At 68.5% G+C, this 21232-nt stretch carries 17 protein-coding genes and 2 pseudogenes; 9 read left to right on the top strand and 10 right to left on the bottom strand.

Features of this window, described 5'->3' with window-relative positions; translation table 11 throughout:
• Positions 1 to 162: 162 nt before the first annotated feature.
• Positions 163 to 1065: a polyprenyl synthetase family protein gene (locus tag CCZ36_RS34250; protein WP_206515790.1), complete on the top strand. Its 903-nt coding sequence runs from the start codon at positions 163 to 165 to the stop codon at positions 1063 to 1065.
• On the opposite strand, the gene CCZ36_RS34245 is transcribed toward CCZ36_RS34250, so the two are convergent.
• The gene (locus CCZ36_RS34245) at positions 1049 to 2695 is read right to left on the bottom strand and encodes a hydroxysqualene dehydroxylase (protein ID WP_237302801.1); all 1647 of its coding nucleotides are present in this window, start codon (positions 2693 to 2695) and stop codon (positions 1049 to 1051) included. The two genes, CCZ36_RS34250 and CCZ36_RS34245, sit on opposite strands and share 17 nt — an antisense overlap.
• A gap of 1823 nt (positions 2696 to 4518) precedes the next feature.
• Here CCZ36_RS34245 and CCZ36_RS34235 point away from each other — a divergent pair.
• Positions 4519 to 5595 (top strand): oxygenase MpaB family protein, encoded by a 1077-nt coding sequence (locus CCZ36_RS34235; protein WP_237302800.1) that lies wholly within the window; start codon positions 4519 to 4521, stop codon positions 5593 to 5595.
• 545 nt (positions 5596 to 6140) lie between these two features.
• Here the strand turns inward: CCZ36_RS34235 and CCZ36_RS37100 are convergent.
• The 3 genes and pseudogenes from CCZ36_RS37100 to CCZ36_RS37090 all read right to left on the bottom strand — a co-directional run.
• On the bottom strand, positions 6141 to 6443 hold the full coding sequence (locus CCZ36_RS37100) for a transposase (protein ID WP_257791380.1): 303 nt from the start codon (positions 6441 to 6443) through the stop codon (positions 6141 to 6143).
• Between the two features lie 15 nt (positions 6444 to 6458).
• A pseudogene (locus CCZ36_RS37095) lies at positions 6459 to 6573 on the bottom strand (IS5 family transposase); the annotation flags it as partial.
• Positions 6574 to 6683: 110 nt separating this feature from the next.
• Positions 6684 to 6947: pseudogene (locus tag CCZ36_RS37090) on the bottom strand (transposase); the annotation flags it as partial.
• Positions 6948 to 7255: 308 nt separating this feature from the next.
• On the opposite strand from CCZ36_RS37090, the gene CCZ36_RS34220 reads away from it, so the two are divergent.
• A complete protein-coding gene (locus tag CCZ36_RS34220) occupies positions 7256 to 7660 on the top strand; it encodes a DUF6896 domain-containing protein (protein ID WP_128819340.1) in 405 nt (134 codons plus the stop codon).
• Positions 7661 to 7665: 5 nt separating this feature from the next.
• Here CCZ36_RS34220 and CCZ36_RS34215 read toward each other — a convergent pair.
• Together CCZ36_RS34215 and CCZ36_RS34210 are read right to left on the bottom strand one after the other, a co-directional pair.
• Positions 7666 to 8473 (bottom strand): IS5 family transposase gene (locus CCZ36_RS34215; RefSeq protein WP_164873592.1). Its coding sequence is split into 2 segments (ribosomal slippage): positions 7666 to 8137 and positions 8136 to 8473, totalling 810 coding nucleotides; the frame shifts between segments, so codons are not numbered across the junction.
• 162 nt (positions 8474 to 8635) lie between these two features.
• Entirely contained in the window at positions 8636 to 10027 is a 1392-nt protein-coding gene (locus tag CCZ36_RS34210; RefSeq protein ID WP_128819339.1) for a sporulation protein, read from the bottom strand.
• Between the two features lie 311 nt (positions 10028 to 10338).
• On the opposite strand from CCZ36_RS34210, the gene CCZ36_RS34205 reads away from it, so the two are divergent.
• The 4 genes from CCZ36_RS34205 to CCZ36_RS34190 all read left to right on the top strand — a co-directional run bounded on the left by CCZ36_RS34205 (position 10339) and on the right by CCZ36_RS34190 (position 15721).
• Positions 10339 to 12105 carry an asparagine synthetase B family protein gene (locus tag CCZ36_RS34205; protein WP_128819338.1) on the top strand — a complete coding sequence of 589 codons (1767 nt, stop codon included), beginning with the start codon at positions 10339 to 10341 and terminating at the stop codon, positions 12103 to 12105.
• A 28-nt stretch (positions 12106 to 12133) separates the two neighbouring features.
• Positions 12134 to 12568, top strand: a complete 435-nt coding sequence (locus tag CCZ36_RS34200; protein WP_128819337.1) for an NUDIX domain-containing protein — start codon at positions 12134 to 12136, stop codon at positions 12566 to 12568.
• Between the two features lie 70 nt (positions 12569 to 12638).
• Positions 12639 to 13973, top strand: coding sequence for a UDP-glucose dehydrogenase family protein (locus tag CCZ36_RS34195; protein ID WP_128819336.1), 1335 nt, complete (start codon positions 12639 to 12641; stop codon positions 13971 to 13973).
• A gap of 1391 nt (positions 13974 to 15364) precedes the next feature.
• A complete protein-coding gene (locus CCZ36_RS34190; protein WP_237302799.1) occupies positions 15365 to 15721 on the top strand; it encodes a hypothetical protein in 357 nt (118 codons plus the stop codon).
• 129 nt (positions 15722 to 15850) lie between these two features.
• Here the strand turns inward: CCZ36_RS34190 and CCZ36_RS34185 are convergent, their stop codons facing one another.
• Positions 15851 to 16075, bottom strand: a complete 225-nt coding sequence (locus CCZ36_RS34185; protein ID WP_128819335.1) for a hypothetical protein — start codon at positions 16073 to 16075, stop codon at positions 15851 to 15853.
• Between the two features lie 1020 nt (positions 16076 to 17095).
• Between CCZ36_RS34185 and CCZ36_RS34180 the strand changes: the two genes are divergently transcribed.
• The gene (locus CCZ36_RS34180; protein WP_128819334.1) at positions 17096 to 17548 is read left to right on the top strand and encodes a competence protein CoiA family protein; all 453 of its coding nucleotides are present in this window, start codon (positions 17096 to 17098) and stop codon (positions 17546 to 17548) included.
• A complete protein-coding gene (locus CCZ36_RS34175) occupies positions 17545 to 18051 on the top strand; it encodes a hypothetical protein (protein ID WP_128819333.1) in 507 nt (168 codons plus the stop codon). The genes CCZ36_RS34180 and CCZ36_RS34175 overlap by 4 nt, the downstream gene beginning before the upstream one ends.
• Positions 18052 to 18139: 88 nt before the next feature.
• Here the strand turns inward: CCZ36_RS34175 and CCZ36_RS34170 are convergent, their stop codons facing one another.
• From CCZ36_RS34170 to CCZ36_RS34160, 3 genes are all read right to left on the bottom strand, one after another.
• Positions 18140 to 18436 (bottom strand): hypothetical protein, encoded by a 297-nt coding sequence (locus CCZ36_RS34170; RefSeq protein WP_128819332.1) that lies wholly within the window; start codon positions 18434 to 18436, stop codon positions 18140 to 18142.
• A 490-nt stretch (positions 18437 to 18926) separates the two neighbouring features.
• Entirely contained in the window at positions 18927 to 19433 is a 507-nt protein-coding gene (locus CCZ36_RS34165) for an RNA polymerase sigma factor (RefSeq protein WP_128819331.1), read from the bottom strand.
• A gap of 175 nt (positions 19434 to 19608) precedes the next feature.
• Positions 19609 to 20985, bottom strand: coding sequence for an IS1380 family transposase (locus CCZ36_RS34160; protein ID WP_128819330.1), 1377 nt, complete (start codon positions 20983 to 20985; stop codon positions 19609 to 19611).
• Positions 20986 to 21232 lie beyond the last annotated feature (247 nt).

The raw sequence follows: 21232 nt of genomic DNA, 5'->3' as shown, positions 1-21232 counted from the left end.
GCCCGCCGACAGCCGGGGCAGAGAGGCGCATGGTTTCGTGTGGAGCTGACGATAGGGGGCTTGACGGTGGGCGCGGTCGATGAGGTATTGCGCAGCGCGGGCGATGCTTGCAAAGGGCAGCTGCGACGGTGGGTGGGGTCACTTCAGGGACCCGCTGCTGAGGTGGCTGCCTATCAGTTCGGCTGGTCGGGGGAGGGCGCACGGCAGGGCGGTAAGTACGTGCGCGCGGCCCTGACCCTGGCGTGTGCGCGTGCGGTGGGAGGTGCGGACCGGCCGGCGGTGCCAGCGGCCGCAGCCGTGGAGATGGTGCACAACCTGTCGCTTCTCTACGACGATGTTCTGGACGGTGACACGATGCGGCGCCACCGGCCGGCCGCCTGGCAGGTCTTCGGCCCGTCGTCCGCAGCCCGGTCCGCAGACGCCATGATGCTGACCGCGTTCGACGTCCTGTCGGAAGCCGACGGGCCGGACGGGCCGGTGGCTCGTGAGGCGTCGGCCGCCCTGGTGGACGTGCTCATCCAACTGGCCGTCGGCGAGAGCCTGGACCTGGTCTTCGAAGGCCGAACGCAGGTGACCTTGGCGGAGTGCCTGGAGATGGTCTCGGGCAAGACGGCCTCACTGTTCGCCTGCGCCTGCCGCCTGGGTGCCCTCTACGGAGGCGCCGACCCGGCCGTCTGCGCCCAGTGGGCAGAGTTCGGGCACGACCTCGGCATGGCCTTCCAGCTCGTGGACGACCTGCTTGGCATCTGGGGCGACCCGGCAGTGACCGGAAAGCCCGTCTTCAACGATCTGAAGAACCGCAAGATGTCGGTGCCCGTGGTCGCCGCGCTGGGCTCCGGGACCCCGGCCGGCGACGAACTCGCCCGCCTCTACGCCCAGCCCGGCAGCGATACGGCCGACCTCGCCCGCCTGGTCGAGGAGGCGGGTGGCCGGGCCTGGACCAGCGACCGCGCCGCCCAGCACGCAACAGCCGCACGCGACCGGCTCCACCGCCTCACAGCACTACCCTCAGCTCTCGAAGACCTCGAAGCGCTCTGCACGGTCGTGATCAGACGCGTGCACTGACCTTCCACGGCGGCAGCCCGTCCATGATGTGAGCCCGCCCCTGACCGAACAGCTCGGCGTCCACCTCCTTGAGCCTGCGCAACTCCCCGGGCTGGTGCAGGGCGTGCACGGCCGCGGGAACCCCGGCGCCACCGGCCGCCTCCAGCAGGGCATTCACGGCGATGCGGGCGGCCTGGTTCGCGCCCTCCATCGTCGCCAGATTCACGGGGGAGCGCACGTAGTCCCCGGCCATGAACAGGTTCGCCGCCGCCGTCACCGCCCGCGGGCGCGCCGCCCAGGAACCGGTGGTGTTGATCAGCAGCGGCTCGTCGTTTACGGCCGGCCCCGGCCCGTCAAGGTTCCGCACCGCCGGATCCAGCTCCCACGTGTGCAGCAACCCCTCGTGCAGGCGGGTTCGACCAGCTCCGTTGAGCCCGTCGCACAGCTGCGCCCAGACCTCGGCCGCGATCTGCGCCCGGCTGCACTCACGGGCCGGTTTGCCGTACAGGATGCCCGGGGTGTCCCAGGAGGAGATGTCCACCGACAGACAGTCGGCCACGGTTCCGTCGCCGTAGGTGGCAGGGAAGTCGCCGTCCCAGAACTGGGCCTGGCTGATCGAGGTGAGCGCCCAGGGAGAGTCCAGGAACAGGACATGGCCGTGGGTGACCGGCACCGGCTGGGTCAGGTAGAACTGCATGCCGACCATCCAGTCCGTGTGCAGGCCCGTCACGCTCTTGAGCTCGGCGTCGGCCTCCGCGAGCCCGCGGTCCAGCAGTGCGCCGATGCGATGGACCGGCAGCGCGCAGACATACCAGTCAGCTTCCAGCTCCCGCCGCTGGCCGTGCGGGCCTCGCAGTTGGGCCTTGGTGACACGGCGACCGCTCAGGGCCAGACGCTCGACCCCCCATCCGAGTTTCAGCCGTACCCCCAGGGATGCCAGATGACGGATCCATGGGTCGATCCAGGCTGTGCTGGTGGGGCCGTTGAGGACCCGGTCCGCCGGCTGCAGTTCCTCGCCCCGGCCCAGGAACCCGTAGCTGAAAGCCTCCAGGAACCCGCCGACCGTGTGCGCACTGCAGACCTCGGCCCGTGCCGCGACCACGGTGCGGGTCGCGCCCACCACACACGCCTTGATGTACTCCTCGGAGGCGCCGTCGGCCGCGGCGAAGTCCCACCACGAGGTCGACTCCCACTGGCCCAGCCGCCGCTCGTCACTGCTCGTCATGTAGACGAGCATCCGGTTCGCGAAGTACAGCAGCTCCTCGCTCGTCAGCCCCCTGCCACCCGCCTCCAGCCCGACAGCACGCAGGAACTCCATCGGAGTCCGAGCCCCCGCAGCCACGGACACATCGGTGACCCGCTCACCCACCCGGCCCGAGCGCGCGGAAAGCATCTGCGTCGCCTCCCGCAGATTCCCCGCCACCCCTTCCGCGCTGCCGTCGACCGGGATACGGCGCAAAGTGTCCGGCAGACTCCGGTAGAACCCGGGGAAGAACCTAAACCCGTGCTCACTGGGCAGGTCCAACCGCCCGCCGCGGCCGGTCCCCGCCACCCACGCACTGCGCGCCTTGCCACCCCAACCGGCCGGCTCCACCACCGTCACCTCGAAGCCGCGCTCCGCCAGCTCCATCGCCGCCGTCAACCCGGCCACGCCCCACCCAGCACCGCGACTCGCGAGCCCCGCCCCACTGGCACCACCACATCCTCTACCGGGGCCTCCAGCGACAGCGGGGCCCTCTCCACCCAGTGACGACGAGTAGATCATTAATCTGCTTTGCGTCACGGACGAGCCTCCCCTCTCAGCCTCGGCGGCTCAGCGGCCCCGGGCTCGGCCTGCTCGACATCACCGCCGCCGACGCAGAGACCGTCCACGCCCCGGTGGGTGAGCCCCAACGACTCTGGCCCCGGCAGCACCCCCGTTCCGACCGAAAGCCGGCCCTGCCCGCCCTCACGGGCCGGGCGGTGGGCCTGCCACAACAGCGGCCTCCTCGCTTCTGCGGCTCAGCTACGCGGCGAAGGGCGACCACCTCGGCTGGTGCAGGGCTTGCCACCTCGGGACGGCAATCGGGCCCCCGGTCTGTGCAGCCTCGGCCCACAGCACGAAGTCGGTCCACCGACTCAGTCGGTGGACCGTCACGAGACTTCGACGTCAGGACCCATTCCCACGTGCCGCCGGCGGCTCATATCCGGCAGCTGATCACCGTGCCGCTCCGCCACCAGCTTCCCGCGCAGGGCCCTGCCGTAGGGCGGGGCGGAGCCCTACGCGGAACGCAGCACCGAAGGTCAACGCAATCACTGCCGGGTGAAGTGCCACATCTGCGAAGTGGTTGGAGAGTTGGGGTTGGGCAGTTCACGCAGCGGTGCGTAGTTGTCGTCCCCGAACAAGCCGGTGACAGCAACGTCCTCGTTCAGGAAGGGCGACAGAACCCACCGTGCAGGGCTCTCGTCGGTGGACCTGAGGACCCACCACTGGGACTTGTTCGTCGTGCACGCAGCCAGGTACACCGAGCCCCCGGCTCTCCGGCCTTGGCGTCGGCGCAGTTCCCAGTTCGGGCGCTCTTCCAGTGGAAGATTCCGGGACGCCCGTTCACCTGCTCGAACTGGAAAGTGCGCGGGAAGGGATGGTCGTGGCGGTAGTAGACCTGCAGGAAGGTGCCGGCGTTGCCGACCGTGTCGTCAGGGACCAGGTAGTTGGTGTGGGCGTCGTTGGTGATGACAACAGGCCCCGAGGGGACGGGGGCGGCGGTGGGTGCGGCTTGAGCGGACCCTGTCAGGACTGCGACGGAAAAGATAGCGGCCGCGGCAGCGGCCCAGCGACGGATAGTCATACGGGCGATCTTGACGGGCCAGATTTGTGCCAAACCGCTTTTTCGGAAGATGATCACCCGATCGAGGAGAGCCAGCTATCCGGGGTGAACCGGTGCCTGTCCGGCGCGGAGCTCTCCACGGCGGACGGCGTGCTGCTACTGGCCCAACCTGACAAGCAGGATGCCACCGCGGCTTGGAAGAAGACGTATGGACGCCACCCGCTGAAGGGGCTTCGCCAACCCGGCAGTCACCCGGCTGCGGCCTGATAACGCGCGCAGCGCAACACACCACCGACCGAAACGGCAATCTCCGCGCACTCCCTGATTCACGCGGGGCGCACGCCCCCTTACTCCTATTGGGTGACCAACTCGAGGCGACGATTGCGGCAAGATCGAAGTGAAGTGATCTTGCCGCACGAGTCCTTCTCATTCATGCCCATCGAGCAGCCCGCACGATGGTCCTCCCTCTGCGAGAGCGGCAATCCAGGGTCTTCTCGCGCAGCACCAAGGGGCGCCCCCTGGGCGGGAGTGCGTCTGTGCGCAGGTCACCCATTGCATGTCAATTGGATGAATACCGAGGAGTATTGCTATGGCGTTGACATCGGCAACGGTTACAGCTGAGTTGGAGGCTGCGAGCAAGGTCGGAGATCCTGCGGCTGATGCGCTGGTGGCCGACCTCCTCGAGAACAGGGAAATCGACGGGATCAACGCCCTCTTCCGGACGATCGGAACGCTCAAGCCCGACACGGATTTGTCGCGGCTTCCCGATCGACTGGCCCAGTTCCTTCGGGAGGCATCCACCCCACCGCCGGACTGGAGCGAGGCAGACGTCAAGGCCGCCGAGGGCTTCTTCGGCCACCACCACGGAACCGCCTCGATGCTGCAGGGCACCGTCGGCCTCATCGGCACCTACCTCGCACCCACCGGGGCATTCACCCTGCGCTCCACCGGCCGGCTGGGAGGTGTCGAGGGACCGGGCCGAAGGCTGTCGCAGTCCTCCCGTCTGTTCATCGACATGGGTAACAAGAACGCCATGCGCGACGGGACCCTGGCCGCCACCGTGACGAAGGTGCGCCTCGTGCACGCCTCGGTCAGGCAACTGCACAAGCAGAGCGGCCAGTGGGACTACGACAAGTGGGGCGAGCCGGTCTCCCAGAAGTACACCACCGGCGCCGCCTGTATCTTCAGCACCCAAATCCTCCAGGGCATGAGGAACCTCGGCATCGACGTCTCCGCCGACGACGCCCGCGGCTTCATGTGCGCCTGGCACTACGTCAACCACTACCTCGGAACGCCGGAGAAGTGGCAGCTGCCCAAGGACGCCAACGAAGCCGAACGGCTGTGGAACCAGGAGCGGGACAAGGAATGGCAGAAGACCGACGACGGCGTCTTCATGACCGCCCAGGCCATCAAGTTCTACCGCGACCTCCTGAAGCCCGGCGCCAGTGACGCCTACATCGCGCTGACCCGCGTTGCGCTCACCGACAAGTACGCCGACATGGCCGGTTTGCCCAAGAGCCCCCTCGACCTCGCGGGCAAGCCGCTCGCCGCAGGCCACGGCCTCGTCAGCGGAACGGCAGGCGGCCTCTTCGGCGGAGCCACCCAGCGGACCGTCGGCGTCAACCCCTACAAGGACCTCCTGGGAGTCGCCTCGAAGGCGTTCAACGAGATCGAGCAGTACGCACTCACCCACGACCAGGACGATCAGCCCCAGATGCACCAAGAACTCGACGACAACCGCTGACCACCGGTCATACGGCCAATGGAGCCGCCAAGCGCACTGGAGTATCGCGCGCTTGGCGGCTGCGGCTATTCGCGCAGGCTCAAAGAGCGTTTTGTCCCGGCAGGGCTGTTTGATATCTCGGGTGGCAGGGCGACTTCAGGCGGTCGTGCGTGCGTGACGATCGGGTCGTGTGGGCCCGTACTCTGCAGCTGCGTGCGGGATCGCCCGTAGAGGCAAGGAGGGGTGCGGGGAATGGACAGTGTCGGAACAGTGCGGCTGCTGATTAGCAATGGAGGTGAGTCCGCGCTGGAGTTGACCGTGGAGCCCTGGGCGGACACGTACCAGATACTCCCAGAGCAGACGTGGGTCATTGTCACCCACTCGCCTGCAGCGGATGGCTCATGGTCCGGAACTCTGCGGGGGGGACGAACCATTCCAGGTCGACCATCGGCCCGAATCGGTCACGGTGTGGGTCAACGGAAACTGCTTTCACCTCAGTGACACGGAGGAGGACGCGATCGACTCGGCCGACTGGCACTGCCCCGCTCAGGGCGCTTCCTCCTGACTCAGGAGTCGCGCCAGTTCGAGGTGGATTCGTGGGTGAGTCGTCGGCTCATGAGGTCGATCATGGCCACCTTGATCATGGCTTCAGAGCGGTGGGGGTGGGTTTCGTAGTCGCGGGCGAGGCGACGGTGATGCATGAGCCAGCCGAAGGTCCGCTCGACGACCCAGCGCCGCGGAATCACCTTGAAGCCCTTCTGGGCGGGGTCGCGACGCGTGACTTCGACATTGATGCCCAAGCGGGCACCGTGGTGCCTTTGTGACGCGCGGGTGGCCTGCGGCAATGTCCGAGAGTAGATGGATGCCACCGGCGTTGTCGGAGACGCTGGCGGCGGTGACCAGCACGGCTAGGAGGAGGCCGAGTTTGTCGACGCCTAGGTGACGTTTGCGGCCCGCGATCTTCTTGCCCGCGTCGTTGCCCTGGCCGACCGCCGGCACGTTGGCCGAGGTCTTGACGCTCTGGGCGTCGAGAACGCAGGCGCTGGGCTCGACATCGCGGCCCTCAGCCTTACGGACCAGGCCCGCAGAAGACCGTTGAGCTGGTCAAAGACCCCGTCCTTCTGCCAGGCGGCGAAGTATCCGTAGACGGTTTCCCACGGAGCGAAGTCGTGCGGCAGATACCTCCATGGGATCCCGGTCCGGTCGACGTAGAGGATGGCGTCCATGATCCGGCGCAGATCGTGCTCGGGCGGCCGGCCGATGTCCCGGCCCTTCCCTCTTCGTTCGGTCCGCCAGGCTGTCAGAGTTGGTTCCAGCAGTTTCCAACGGGCATCGGACAAGTCGCTCGGATACGGTCGCGATCTGAGAGGCATGTTTCTGTAGTAGCGATGACGGCTCTCCCATTACAGGGCGCAAACAGGCGCGACCGGGGGCGTGTTGGGATCAGACAGGAGCGAAGGGACTGAAACGGACCCTCGAAAGACGTCACCCGCCCCACCTGCCACAACAGACGTCTGAAGCCTCAGCCGACCCTAGCCGTTCCATCACCCGAATTGTGATGATGCGCTCCTGCCGGCACAAAACGCTCTTTAACTGATCGTTTCAGAATGCCGCCCTGCGGAGATGCTGGCGGCCCATGGAACAATCCCCTTCAACCACGGGCTCAGGGGGATGACGCCGTATGGAACGGGTTGGGGATGCACGAGGGCTCGTTCTTGGTTACGTCGACGCTCTGAACGCAGTTGACGCGGCCATGAGGGCGGCGATCCCTTCGCTTGAGCGACTCGCAGATGTCCTCGGCCTGGTCCGTTCGCACCGGATCATCAACCGGAGTGGGCGGGTCGGTACCTACTCCTACTCGGTTCATGGGGCCGGGTGCCGCTTTGTCAGTGACGACGGCATCGAGGTCGATGTCGACTTCGCACCCGACGGGAGCGAGATCTTCGACCTCTGGCGGCTGCGCTGGTACGGGCTGAGCCTGCCTGAGCCTCTTGACGTCACGGATCAGGACCTGCGGACCGCCGTGCGGTCCCTTCAGCCGCTTCTGACCGAGGTGCGACCGGGGTGGTTCAGTGTCGCTAGCTGATCGCTTCAGGATGAGGTGCGCAGGCGGCGCAGGCATATGAGGCTGCAGGCAAGTTCGAGAAGGCCCTGGTGGAGATCGGCGCGTCGTTCGTACCGGGTGCGGAGCCGTTTGAACTGGTGCAGCCAGGCGAAGGCACGCTCGACGACCCAGCGCACCTTGCCCAGTCCGGAGCCGTGAGCGAAGCCGCGTCGGGCGATCATCGGCTTGATGCCGCGTTTCCACAGCAGGCGGCGGTACTTGTCGAAGTCGTAGCCCCGGTCGGCATACAGGCGCCGGGGCTTGCGGCGGGGACGCCCCCGCAGACCCCGAATCGACGGAACGGCGTCGAGCAGGGGCAGGAGCTGGGTGACGTCGTGCCGGTTGCCACCGGTGAGCGTGACGGCGAGCGGGGTTCCGTGACGGTCGACGATCAGGTGGTGCTTCGAGCCAGAGCGGGCCCGTTCGACGGGCGAGGGTCCGACGTGGTCCCCCTTTCGGCGCCCGGACGTGCGATCCGTCCACGGAGCAGTCGTCCAGGTCCAGCAGGCTGGCGCGACGAAGCTCGGTCAACAGGGCGGCGTGCAGGCGCGGCCAGACGCCAGCCTCGGTCCAGTCCCGCAGTCGGCGCCAGGCCGTCACACCTGAACAGCCCACTGCCTCCGCAGGGACGTCACGCCACGCGACACCGGTCCGCAGTACGTAGATGACGCCGGCGAGCGCTACTCGATCGGGAACACGCAGCCGCCCCGGGTGGCGATGGCGCCGTTCGGGGGCGGGCGGCAGCAGCGGGGCCACCCGCTCCCACAGGTCATCCGGAACAAGATCAGCACGCACGCCGGACACCCTGCCGACCAAGATCGTCGAGCGCAAGACCCACGGCTCAACTCATTCTGAAACGATCAGTAAGCTCGCAGCTGGCGAAGCCGTAGCGCAGGGGTAGTCGCGCGCGGTCGGCTGGTTCACCACCTGTTCGGGCAGGCCGCGGGCGGTTCGCACTCAGGCGGCGACGCCGAGTTCCTTTCGGGACCGCTGGACGAACTCGCGGACGGCGGGCTCGCGCCGCCAGGGGGCGAGAGCGGTGTTGAACTCGCGGACGTAGTCCTTGGCCCGGCTCGATTGGACGCGGGCGAGGATGTCGACGCTGCGGTTGCCGAGCTCGAGGCCGTGATCCAGGTCTCTGGCCTGGAGGTGGGCGGTTCCGACGATGGCAAGCCGCATGCCGACGGAGCGCGTGAATACCCCGGTCGGCATGGCGGTGGCCTGTTGGTTCCAGGTCAGGGCGGCCTTGGGGTTCTTCAGGTCGCGGAAGATCTCGGCGGCGTCCGCGGAGAGGCGGGCGTGGTGATAGAAGTCGATCCATGCGGGCTCGTCGCCGCTGTCGTCCTTCGCCTGGCCCAGGAGGTCCTCGGAGGCTTTCAGGGCCCGTGAGGCGGCCGTGGGGTCGTTCTCACGGGCGTGAGCGCGGGCCTCGATCAGCTTGGTGAACGCCAGCACCCTCGGGACGGCCTGGCCCTTGGCTCGGTTGAAGGCGCCCTGGGCCATATCGACGGCCTCGGACGCGAATCCGCGCATCAGCGACTGCATGGCCATGGTGGTCAGGACATAGCAGCCGAGCTGTACATCGCCGCCTGCGCGGGCGAGGCGGAGGGCCTGGATGAAGTGCCGTTGGGCTGCATCGTGCTCACCGACGTCGAACGCCGTCCAACCGGCGAGCCGGGACAGTTCGGCGGTCACGCTGAAGAGTTCGCGGCCGATGTCGTCGGAGAACGATCCCTGCAGCAAGGGGCCCGCTCGGTGGTCGAGGCAGTCGGTGACGGAGTTGGCCTTCCAGTTTCCGCCGCCGTATTTGGAGTCCCACCGCCTCGCGTCGTCGGCCGCGTCACGCAGTTCGGCGAGGTCGGCCCGCCCGACCTGCTTCCCGCCGGCGTGGTCGGCGGTCTCGTCGGCGGGAGTGACGAGCCAGCGGGTGACGGGGGTGGTGAAGGCGGACGCGGCGAAGCCGGATCCGGCCAGGAAGTCGCGGCGGTTCACGGAGCTCCAGAACGAAGTGGCGACGCGGACGGCGTCGGCGGGGTCTCGCGGGAAATCCAACCCCACCGATGCGTCGATTGTCTCCGCCTCACCCATACCGATCTCGCCGAGGCTGACGGGCCGCCCCAGTCTCTCGCTGATGGCCTGCGACAACAGCTTGGGGACCGGCCATTTCGGCGTCATCCCCCGCTTGCACCAGTTCGCCACGGACGTGTGTGAATAGTCGGTCTCTATCCCGGCGGCGTGGGCGAGCTGGTTGACGCGCAGAGCCAGGGACTTGTGGCTCGCGCCGCTGGCTTCGATGAGCCGGGCCAGGTCCGCGTTGGGCGGACGGGTCCGGCGGGTGGTCGATGCCACGACTCTCCCTCTGCCGGTGACCGGACCACGCACGGCTCGAACACGCAGTTGAGTACGTATGTCTGCACTTGGGGGCACGAGAGATCCGTACTCAACTGGGGACGAAGAGTCGTACGCGGTCCGCATGTTGGGTCAGTAACGATATTCCTCCTCCACCGGCCGCGAACCGTCCTTGCGAGTTGTGAGCCCCCCTGCGAGCCCTCCCCCTGCCTTTGCCGGGCGGCTGTGATGTGAGTCCAGGCCGCCGCCGGAACCGGAACAGATCTCCTTCCGGCGGCGGCCGCCGTAGGCACCACCCGGGGGTGAACCAGATGTGCGGAATCTCAGGACTGGTCGGAGCCGACGCCGTCCGCCACGAGCACACGGTCGGCGCGATGGGCGCCTCGCAATCGCACCGAGGCCCGGACGGCACCATGCACGCCGCCGCGATGGACGGGTGGGCGGTGGTGGCCATGAACACGCTGCTGATCGTCGACCCGCAGGCCATGCCCGGCCCCTACCTCGACCGTGAGAGCGGGATCCTGCTGGCCTTCAACGGCGAGATCTATAACTACCGCCAGCAAGCCGCTGCCTGGGGCATCCCGCTCGGCGACCGCGAGAGTGACTCCCACTTCCTGCTGCGGGCCTGGGCGAAGATCGGCCCGTCCTGCCTGGACGGGCTGGATGGCATGTTCGCCCTCGCCGTCTATGACCCGCGACCAGGGAAGCTGTTCCTCGCCCGGGACCGGCTGGGCGAGAAGCCGCTCTACTGGCGGCTGGACGGCGGCCGGCTCGCGTTCGCGAGCGAGGTCACCACTCTGACCGGCTACGGGCCCGCGCCCTTGGTCCTGCGGCCCGAGGTCCTCGCGATCGAGACGCCGGTCGGGGTCGAAACCCCCTTCCAGGGCATCCAGCTGCTGGCTCCCGCCACCCTGCTGACCTTCGATATCACCACCGGCTCGCTTGACCAGCATGTCTACTGGCGGCTTGAGGACCGGCAGCCGTTCACCGGCACCTACCGCGAGGCCCTGGCGAAGTACTCCGTGATCCTGGCCGAGCAGGTTCCGCTGCGGGTCCCGGCCTGCGACTTCGCCCTTCTCCTCTCGGGTGGGCTGGACTCCTCGGTGCTGGCCTACCTGATGCGGCCGCCGGTCTGCGTCACCGTCCGCTACCCCGGACAGGACCGCCTCGACGAGTCGAAGGTCGCCGCGACCATCGCCCGGGACATCGGCGCTGAACTGGTGGTGGTCGAGCCGGATCCCATCGACTTCACCAAGGTGCTGCCGCACATGATGTCCACGCTGGACTACCCGATGGGCAACGCATCCACCTTCTCCGAGTACATGGCCTACCGGAAGATCGCCGGCCTCGGGCTGAAGGTTGCCGTCGGCGGACTCGGACCGGACGAGTTCCTGATGGGCTACGTCCGCCAGGCCCTGGTCCTGTTCGGTCCGGACGCTGTACTGGCCGCCGGGATGGACGCCTACAAGCCGCTGGCTGCGAAGCTCATGCATGCGGCGGGCGAGGACCTCGATTCTGCCGAGGCGGTCACCCGGCTGGTCCTGCGCGGCCCCGACCCCGAGGGCCGCATCCACGACCTCATTGAGGGCGCGATGGAGAAGGCCGACGGGGATCTGGCCCGAGCCCTCACCCTCGCGGATCTGGCGACGGCCTGGCGGCCGCTGGTGATGACCAGCGACAAGCTCGCCTCGGCCTACGCGATCGAGCGTCGGTCGCCGTTCCTGGCCCGCGACTTGATCGAGTTGTCCTATCGGCTGCCCCAGGGGCACAAAATCTGTCACCCGGCCGAGGGAAAGCGGATCCTCCGGGATGCCGCGAAGGCTCTCGGGTTGCCGCGGGAGGTCTGGGGCAGCCGGGACAAGCTCGGTTTCGCCTCCCCGGTCCCGTCCTGGCTGAACGGCAAGCTCGCCGGCTGGGCGGACGCCCAGATCCGCACCGCCCTCTCCGAGGCCCCGGCCGCGATGCGGCCGCTACTGGAAGGAGGCCTCAAGCCGGGCGGCCGGTTCGACCGCACGAGGACGCAGGCCCTCATGTCAGCTGCCTGGTTATACGACCAGTCGGTGAGGGCGGCGGCATAACGGCCCCTTACGTCACTACGGTGTCCGGATGCACCAGGACACCACCGCCGACAGCCCGGCCACCGCCCGCGGAGCGGTCGCGATCATCGCCAACCGCCGCGGCGAACTCCTCCTCCACCTCCGTGACGACCTGCCCGGCATTGCCTGGCCAGATCACTGGAGTGTTCTGGGAGGGGGCTGCGACCCCGGCGAGGACCCGGCCGCCGCGATCGTCCGCGAGCTCGACGAGGAAGCCGGCCTGGCCGTCGAGGACCTGACCGAACTCTTCGAGATCCGTGACGAGCACGGCTCCGGACAGCTGATCACGTTCTTCGCCGCCTCCTGGGACGGCGACGAGACCGCCCTGTCTCTCGCGGAGGGCGTCAAGCTCCAGTTCCTCGCCCCCGAGGACCTCGAAATCCGCGCGATCCCGTCGTTCATCCGGGACGGGATCAACCGCTACCTGGCCGCCCGGCCCGCCTGACCACCCCGCCCTTCCGGGCGGGGCAGAGGTGGGGCCGCCAGCGGCCCCACCTCGCAAAGGAATCCCGCTCATGAAGCTCACGATGATCGGCTGCGGCTATCTCGGCGCCACCCACGCCGCCTGCATGGCCGAACTCGGCCACGAAGTTCTCGGCATGGACTCCGACATGGACAAGGTCGCCGTCCTCAACTCCGGCAAAGCCCCCTTCCACGAACGCGACCTCGACGACCTCATCGCCAAGCACACCGCCAGCGGCAAGCTGAAGTTCACCGCCTCCTACGCGGAGGCCGCCGCTTTCGGTGACCTGCACTTCATCGGGGTCGGCACCCCGCAGCAGCCCGGCGAGAACGCCTACGACCTCTCCCACCTGTTCGCGGCCGTCCGCCAGCTCGCACCCCGACTGAAGAACCCGGCCGTCGTCGCGGTGAAGTCCACCGTCCCGGTCGGCACCGCACCCCGAGTCCGCGACATCCTCCACGAGTTCGCCCCTGCCGGGAACGCGGTCGAGGTCGCCTGGAACCCGGAGTTCCTGCGTGAGTCGTTCGCCATCGAGGACACCCTCCGCCCCGACCGGCTCGTCCTCGGCTTCGAGACCGAGCACTCCCGGGCCGAAGCCGTACTCCGGCTGTGCTTCGACAAGATCATCGAGTCGGGGACGCCGACGATCGTCACCGACTGGGCCACTGCCGAGCTCGCCAAAGCGTCCGCGAACGCCTTCCTCGCCACGAAGATCTCCTTCATCAACGCGATCGCCGAGGTCTGTGAAGCCTCCGGCGCCGACGTCACCACCCTCGCCGATATCCTCGGCCACGACGTCCGCATCGGCCGCCGCGGCATGCGGCCCGGCCTCGGCTTCGGCGGCGGCTGCCTCCCCAAGGACATCCGCGGCTTCATGGCACGGGCCGGCGAGCTCGGCGCCGACCAGGCCCTGACGATCCTTCGCGAGGTCGACGCCATCAACAACCGGCGCCGCGAACGCATGGTCGACCTCGCCCGCGAACAGTGCGACGGGAACCTCGCCGGCAAGCGGATCACCATCTGGGGAGCCGCGTTCAAGCCGAACACCGACGACATCCGCGACTCACCCGCCCTCGCCGTCGCCCACAAACTCCACGAGCTCGGCGCCACGGTCACCGTCACCGACCCCCAGGCCCTGGACAACGCCCGCAAGGCCCACCCCGAGCTCGACTACCTCGACGACTCCATCGCAGCCGTTCAGGACGCCGACCTGCTGCTGCACCTGACCGAGTGGCCGCAGTACTCCCACATCGACCCACACAGCCTCGCCGCCCGCGCCACGAGCCCGAAGGTCATCGACGGCCGCGGCACCCTCAACGCCGATACCTGGCGCGAAGCCGGCTGGACCTTCCGGGCTCTCGGCCGCGGCGTGCGGAGTGCCCGGTGAGTTTCGCGTCCAGGCCCGCGCGCTCGGCGGCCCGGGTGATGGCGAGACGGCAGCTGTCGGGTCGTCCCAGCCGCCGGGTGCCGAGGCTGCCCTTCTGGTCGACGGGCAGGAAGGCAGGGCCCGCGGTGAGGCCGGCGGCTTCTTTCCAGGCGAGCCAGCAGCGGACCGGGAAGGTTTCGGGGTTCTCGCCGTAGGCAACCGCGACGTCGCGGGGCGGGCGGTCCTTCGGAGCGCGCCGACGAGGCCCACTCGCAGATCCTCATCGTCTGGGACGAGCTGCGCCGCGATCGCTGGCCCGATTACCCACGACCTTCTGGACGAGCTGGTGGTCCTCGGCGCCCGCAACGCCGACGTCGACGCCCTGAACCTCGGGGCACAGCAGATCCGGCGCGCCGCCGGCGAACTGGGCGCCGCGCGGACCTAAGCGCGGCCCGGCGGGGAACGGCTCGCCCTGGCCGAGGGCGACGCCGTACGCGTCCGAGCCAACGACTACAGGTCGAGGCGCGGGCAGGGGCCAGACCTGCTGAACGGGTACCTGCCCGTCGTCTCCGAGATCGCCGAGGACGGGCGGGTCGAGGTGACCTGGCGGACCCGCCGAGCGTGGGCAAGACGACGCGTACGTGTCCGCGTGGCTAACGCCCGACCAGATCACGGGCGGGGCTCTGTCGTTGGGGTACGCGATGACCCATCGCGGCCTCGCGGGGCATGGCGTGCGACACCTCCCTGCTGTACGGGCCTTCGCCGCGTACCTCGGGCTGACGAGGGACAAGAAGGAGAATCACCTCTGGCTGCCGCTCGCGGTAATCGAGTCGGAAAAGATACGGGCGCGGCTCGGTGCGCCCGTACGGAGAAGGAGCGTCTGGAGCGCGCCGTCGACGCGTACGCCCGGTTCCTCGGGCAGTCCCGGCCGGACAGCATGGTGAGCGACCTGTTCCACGAGCCGCCCGCCCCGGCCCCGGCGGTCGTCGCGCCGTCCCCGACAAACAGCCGGGCCGTCAGCACCGCAGCAGCCTGCGCACGCTCACCACGGCACGTCCAGCAGCGGGAGGAAGAAGCCACCGCGCCGCGCGAGTACCAACTCACCAAGGAGCAGAAGCAGCGCCTGGAGGACATGCGGGAGGAGCGAGAGCTGGCCGGGACGCGGGCCTGGACCCAGCGCCCGTACGGCGGCCACACCGACCAGGAGCTAACCCGGCTCATCGCCACCTCGCCCTGTCCGACGACAAGAGCCGTCTGGCCCTGCGGATGGCGGGCACCTCCCGCAAGGAGCACACCCAGCTCACCAAGCAGGCCGAGACCGACCGGGCCGCCGGATACCGGGAGGCCGCCGAGGCACGGGGGGCCGCCGGGAGGGCCCCTACGCCTCGATCCTCGGCGTCACCGAGCACCGGGTGCCCGACGTCGACACCGTCGCGGCCCGGCTCGCCGAGATGCGCCACACCAAGGTGCCCGCCCGCGCCCAGCAGAAGGACGCCGGCGACCAGAAGCGCATCGCCCGCTTCAACGCCACGGCGTCGAAGTCGAGGGAGGCCGCCTCCATGTACCGGGCCGTCGCCGACGACGCCCGCACCAAAAAGGCACTCCGGCAGCGGATCGCACAGCAGCACCCGGAGCTCCACCGCGCCGAGACCCGGGCACGGGCCGAAGTCCAGCAGGCTCAGCAGGTGCAGACCACCCGGATCGAGCAGCAGAACCGCCGGTACCAGCCGCCCGCGCCGAGCCGCTCCGGGCCCAAGCGCGGACGCTGAAGGTACACAGATGGAACTCGTGAGACCGTCCCACGCGCGCGGGGGTCTCAGTCTCACCGGAGGAAGCGTCGGCCAACTTCGAACCGATACGGAGCCCTCGACGTACGTACGTCCAGGGCTCCGTCCAGGTCACTTCTTGATGAGCGCGTGCAGGGCGGGGATGCAGAGTCCCGCTCCGGCGAGACCGGCAAGCGCGGCCGCGGCCAGATCCCCCGCACTGAGGTACGTCAGCCCGCCCACTACTGCTCCGGCGACCAGCGCGCCGAACAGGATGAAAGCGGTCCGCATCGACAGCAGCCCAGGAGGCTCCTCGGGCGGCAGCGCGGGGGGCGGGACAACGGGTTGGTGAATCAAGCTGCAACTTTGGGGCGGCAAGGAGGTACCGTCGGGATTGGTCGGGGTGTGCATTCACGCCTCGTGAATTCTGTGTTCGGCTCTGGACACGAAGCCACCGCGACCACGGCCGGGGAGTCCTCTCTGCCTGCACCAGCCGTCCAAAGCTTTGGTGCATGCGAGGGCTCCCCGCAGTCGTGCTCGGGAGGCAGCCCCATGAGCGTACGCAGAACGCACGAGCCCGCCCCAACCGAACGACACATCAATTTCCGGGTCACGCCAGCAAATCGCTCTGTACTGGGAAACACTTGCCAATGCATATTTGCTATGTGCCGCGACAAGCATGAAGTCGCGACTCACGAGCGTCCTGACCGTTCGGGATCGTCGATCTCTTCGCGGGGGCCGGCGGGCAGACCGCGGATCCTGAAAGGGGCTTCGTCGGCTTCCCCCTCCCCGGGCACCGGTGAGGAGCGCGGCGGGGGTTTCTGCACTTGTTGGACCGCTCCACGCGTGCGCGCGTTGGAGGATGCGCAGGGGGCTGCACAACGGGTTGCACCGTCCTGAACAACGGACCGCGCACAGAGGGTTGCGACAGCTCCGACCCAGACCGCTCCCCACCGCAGGTCGGCGGCCCCGTGAAGCTGGTGAGTCGCCGGACATCCCCTACCTGGCCCCGGCTGATGCGCGCCGGTGGACTGGTCGGGGATCGTGAAGCCGCTGCGCTCGGCTCCCGGCGGCCAGCCCAACACCGGCCCCCTACCGCAGTGTCAGACCCGGCCGAGACGATGGGCGGACGACGCCATCAGGTTGGGGAGCGCTGTGAGTTTCACTGCCGTACACGAGGAGCGGGGTCGTCTGGACGCCTCCTTGCCGGACCTCGGCTGCGGCTGGGATTGGAGTGCGATCCACCGGGTGCGGCCATCAGCCCCTCTGGAGTGCCGGGAGTGTGGCCACGGCATGCACGCCAAGGAGTCGGCCCTGGGCTTGCGGTTCTTCGCTCATGCGCCTGGGGCTCCGACGTGCACGCTGGCGGAGGAGTCGATGGCTCACCACCTTCTCAAGCTGGAGCTTGCTCGGGCGGCCCGCACGGCCGGATGGATGGCCGAGCTGGAGGTGAGCGGGCCGGACGGTCGTTGGCGGGCGGACGTCCTCGCCTCCACGGCCACCAGGCGGCGTGTCTCCCTGGAGGCGCAGTTGGCGAGCATCACCGCCGCCGAGAATCGTGCCCGTACGGAGCGGATGGGGGCTGACGGAGTACGGGCCTACTGGTTCAGTGACCGCAGCCGGATTCCCTGGTTGGGTGCCGTTCCCTCCATGCGGCTGGTCCGGGAGGGCCAGGACCTGGTCGCCGTCGAACCCATAGCTCGGTTCACCGGTGACCACTGGGCCCCGAGCCGTTCATACCGCTCGCCGAGTTCGTGGCCAGGGTCCTGGCCTGGCGGTTCGTCTCGCACGCTCCACGCACGCCGCAGCGTCACGTGGCTCGGCCCGTGACGAGGCTGTGGGCCAATCCCAAGTGCGTACTGGCGGAGGCCAAGAAGCTGGCAGATGAGGAAGATCGACGGCGCGCGGCTCAGGAGGAGCGGGAACGTGCTGAGTGGCGGGGGTTCGCCCGGGAAGAGGCCGCGTTCGCCGAACGTGCGGCGCGCGCCGACCCGGACCGGGCGGCCCTGGCCCGGCACTCCGCCCAGCTGCCCGGGATCCAGCAAGCCATCTCCCAGGCCTCCGACATGTACCTCACCCGTGTGACTGTCGGCTGGAGTGTGGGAGATAGCCGGTACTCCAGTGGCGTCCCGCTCGTCAATGACAGCGGAACCCTGCTGGCCGTCTTCGACCCGCTCCCGCTGGTCCTCCCCTGCCCCAGCTTCCTCCTAGACCTCGGGCTGCCGATGCTCTTTCCCACGGAGGAACGACGCCAGCGCTTCGAGGAGCACCGAGCTACAAGCGAGCGACTCCGCCGGCAGGCCAGAGCCGAGGCGCTCGCCGACGACGAGTGACCGCGTGATCCATTCCGGACTGGGGGCGGAAACGGTCGAAGGCGGGCACCATCGGATGGGGCCGCCCTCGATACCGATCGAGTGCGGTCTACTTCAGCAACTCCGAGGCCGTGATCAAAACCGTCGACGGCGTCGTGGTCGAGACCGTCGACACGGGCTTGTCCACCTCGACCTTCTCAACACCGTGCGAGATGTAGGTGCCGAAGGTGATCACCGCGACCGCAGCAGTGAGCGCAAGGACCAGTCGCTCGCCCTTGGTCATGCCTATGGGCTGAGCCGTCGGCGTGGTGGGCAGGGTCGGCTGTGACCAGTGGTAGACGCCGACACCGGCGAGGATTCCCATGATCGTCCATACGACGGTGCTGAAGTCGAACGTGACCTGCACTGGCTGTGGCCCCTCAATCGGGGGCGTCCGCTGTACGAACGACCCCTTCTCTCTGGGCTCCGCCGAGCCCAGTCCCGCACCCTGTGTGCCGGTAGAAATACCAGTGGGCCGAAGCCCTCCTGTGTTAGGAGAACCCCGGCCCACGAGAGCGATTAGTTATTCCTGTGTGATGCTGGCGCCCCCTCACGAGACGGCAACAGGGATGCAAGGGCAAGCGCGGCCAAAGTCATGACCGAACGATGAGCCGACCGCGTGCTTCGCGGTGTCGGCGTCACGAGCAGCAGAACTCGGTCGACCAAGTGCACGATCACGGACCAGAGCAAGATCGCGTACGAGCTGATCCACAAAAGCACGCTTGGCCTGTGGCGTTCCTTGGTCTTTTCCAATTTCATCTGTCGTTTTCTCCCTTCCGAGGCGGGTGGAGCAACCCACCCTCGGCGTGCACGGAACGCTGTCGAGACGTCCCGTGCGCCCGAGGGAACGGTTACTGCTACTCCGTCAGCGGCGAGACCCCCAGACGCGCTCGGACCGCGGGACGCTTCAGCTTCTGCCGGGCCGCCAGCAACGACTGGCGGACCGCCCCCGGTGATACCGTGCCACCCAGCACCTCGCTAATCTCGTAGGAGTTCATGCCTTCCGCCTCCGTGAGCAGGAAGACCTTGTACTGCTGCGCGCTGAACTCCTTGCGCAGGAGCGGCAGCTTCTCCTTCAGGGACTCTTTGATCTCCTTGAGCGCCACGAGGTCCTCGGGGGTCACCGAGTCCACTGTGTCCAGGAGATGGACGTCGTCTCCGACGGGATACACGCGCTGTTGCTGCTCCGCGATCTTCTTACGGTGCGCTCCCGCCTCATTCCTGAGGATCTTGTGCATGTAAGTGAGCACGTTGCCCTCGACGGGGCCGCTGTTCTCCAGCTTGGCGAGCAAGCCCGCTGTGGCCGCCACGAAGACGGGGTTCTCGTGTTCGGCCGTCGCGTACGCCCGGGCGATCCGACGCAAGGACTTCTCGTTAGCCTCGATCTTGCGTGACGGTCCGCCGACGGAGTCGGTGGACCGTTTTCGTGCTGTGGGCTGAGGCTGGGCAGGTTGAGGGCCCGAGTGTCGTCCCGGATGGACGCCGGGTTCCACTGCTCCGGCTGGAGGGTTCTCTTGTAGGGGCGGGTGAGTCCGCTGCTCATCCCGGGTTCGGCAGGAGTGCGAGCCGTTCGAGGGCTGCGGTGATGCGACTGGTCCAGGGCCAGTGCCCGGCCAGGCGGAGGATCCGCCGACGACCGGTGGTCACGAACTGCCCCGACGTGGTGAACAGGCGGAGCCGCAGGCGGCGGGGTTCCCAGAGACGGGCCTTGCCGGTCAGGGCGAGCATCGGCATCCAGGCCAGCAGGTCGAGAGCGATCTGCACGATCTCCAGCCAGATCCGGTTCTGGGCGGTGCGGTGCAGGGGCAGGTTGCGCAGGCCGGTCGAGCGGGCGGCCCGGATGCGGTCCTCGGCCCTCGCCCGCAGCCGGTGACGGAGCTCGAGCTCGGCGATCGGCCGGCCCGAGGTGTTGGTGGCGAAGCAGGTCAGCCGCATGCCGTCCGCGTCCGTGAGCCGCAACTGGGCCCCTGGGTGGGGCCGTTCCTTGCGGACGATCAGCCTCATGCCCTTGGGCCAGCCGTCCAGAACGTCGCCGGTGAGTTCAGCGACCCAGGCGCCGTCGCGGATCTCGCCGTCCGCCTCGACGGCCGCCGTCCAGGCCGATGCCGGAACCTTCAGCACATGCTGGTGGACCTGCTCGGTGATCACCATGCCGACCGAGTAGGACAGCCACCGTCCCCGCCGGGTCAGCCAGGCGACGAAGTCGTGGGTGCCGCCCGCGGAGTCGGTGCGGATCAGGGTCCGGCGCCCGCGCCGGTACTTCTTCGGCAGCTGGGCCAGGGCCAGTTGAGCGGCGGTGATGTGGTCGGTGGCCGTGTTCGAGCCCGCGTTGCCCGGTCTGAGCAGGGCCGCGACCGGTTCCCCCGTGCCGCCCGGTCCATGGTCGACGAACCCCATCAGCGGGTGATGGCCGTAGGTCCGCTTCCACGTGGGTGCGGCGTCCTCCTTGTCCGAGTGTGCGATCACCAGCACCCCGTCGAGGTCGACGGTCACCGTCCCGCCCGCATCAGGCGCTTCCCGGCCGGCCAACCGCCAGACATGTCGGCGGGCTTCAGCCCGCGCGGCCCGGATCGCGGTCAGGGCCTTCGGCCCGGCCGCGGCGAGAGTGTCGATGAGGCGGGAGACCGTCGGATCGGAGGCCACCGCCCCGAACACCGCGGGCTCGGCCCGCAGCATGGCGACATCCGCGAGGCAGTCTCCGCCCAGCGCGACCGCCAGGGCCACGTCCAGCAGGATCTTGCCCGGATCGTGCACCGCCCGCGGCTTCCGCCACGGCGTCAGCGCCGCGGATATCGCGGTGTCCAAGCCGGCCTTGCGGACGGTCTCGACCAGCAGCACGCTCCCGGCCTGCGAGACCACCGCCCGGCCGCCGCCCTCGATGCGGACACGCGGATACGACCCGATACGCTTCTTCACCTGGAGAGTGCTTCTTCCCACGCAACCAACAGGACCCTCGACAAGTCCCATCGTTGCAGGTCAGGAGCACTCTCCGCTTATTTGATCAAGCCTCGGACGCCCCACCTCGGGAAAGCGCGAGGTTAGCCCTGACCTTCTCCCACTGATTCCGCTCCTTTGGTGACAGCGAGGGCGACGGCTCGCCCAGGGTGTGGAACTCCTGGTCGAGCCCTTTTCGCCAGCGCTTGGGTTCGCTCACTGCGGTTGT

The sequence above is a fragment of the Streptomyces sp. S063 genome, assembly GCF_002832675.1.
Taxonomy (GTDB): domain Bacteria; phylum Actinomycetota; class Actinomycetes; order Streptomycetales; family Streptomycetaceae; genus Streptomyces; species Streptomyces sindenensis.
Note: the sequence above shows the minus strand (reverse complement) of the source record. Positions and strands in the feature narration are given on the sequence as shown.

Excerpts from the sequence above, each read along its gene's own strand:
- CCZ36_RS34220 (WP_128819340.1), top strand. The coding sequence starts at position 7,256 with ATGGAACGGGTTGGGGATGCACGAGGGCTCGTTCTTGGTTACGTCGAC.
- CCZ36_RS34205 (WP_128819338.1), top strand. The coding sequence starts at position 10,339 with ATGTGCGGAATCTCAGGACTGGTCGGAGCCGACGCCGTCCGCCACGAG.
- CCZ36_RS34200 (WP_128819337.1), top strand. The coding sequence starts at position 12,134 with ATGCACCAGGACACCACCGCCGACAGCCCGGCCACCGCCCGCGGAGCG.
- CCZ36_RS34195 (WP_128819336.1), top strand. The coding sequence starts at position 12,639 with ATGAAGCTCACGATGATCGGCTGCGGCTATCTCGGCGCCACCCACGCC.
- CCZ36_RS34180 (WP_128819334.1), top strand. The coding sequence starts at position 17,096 with ATGGCTCACCACCTTCTCAAGCTGGAGCTTGCTCGGGCGGCCCGCACG.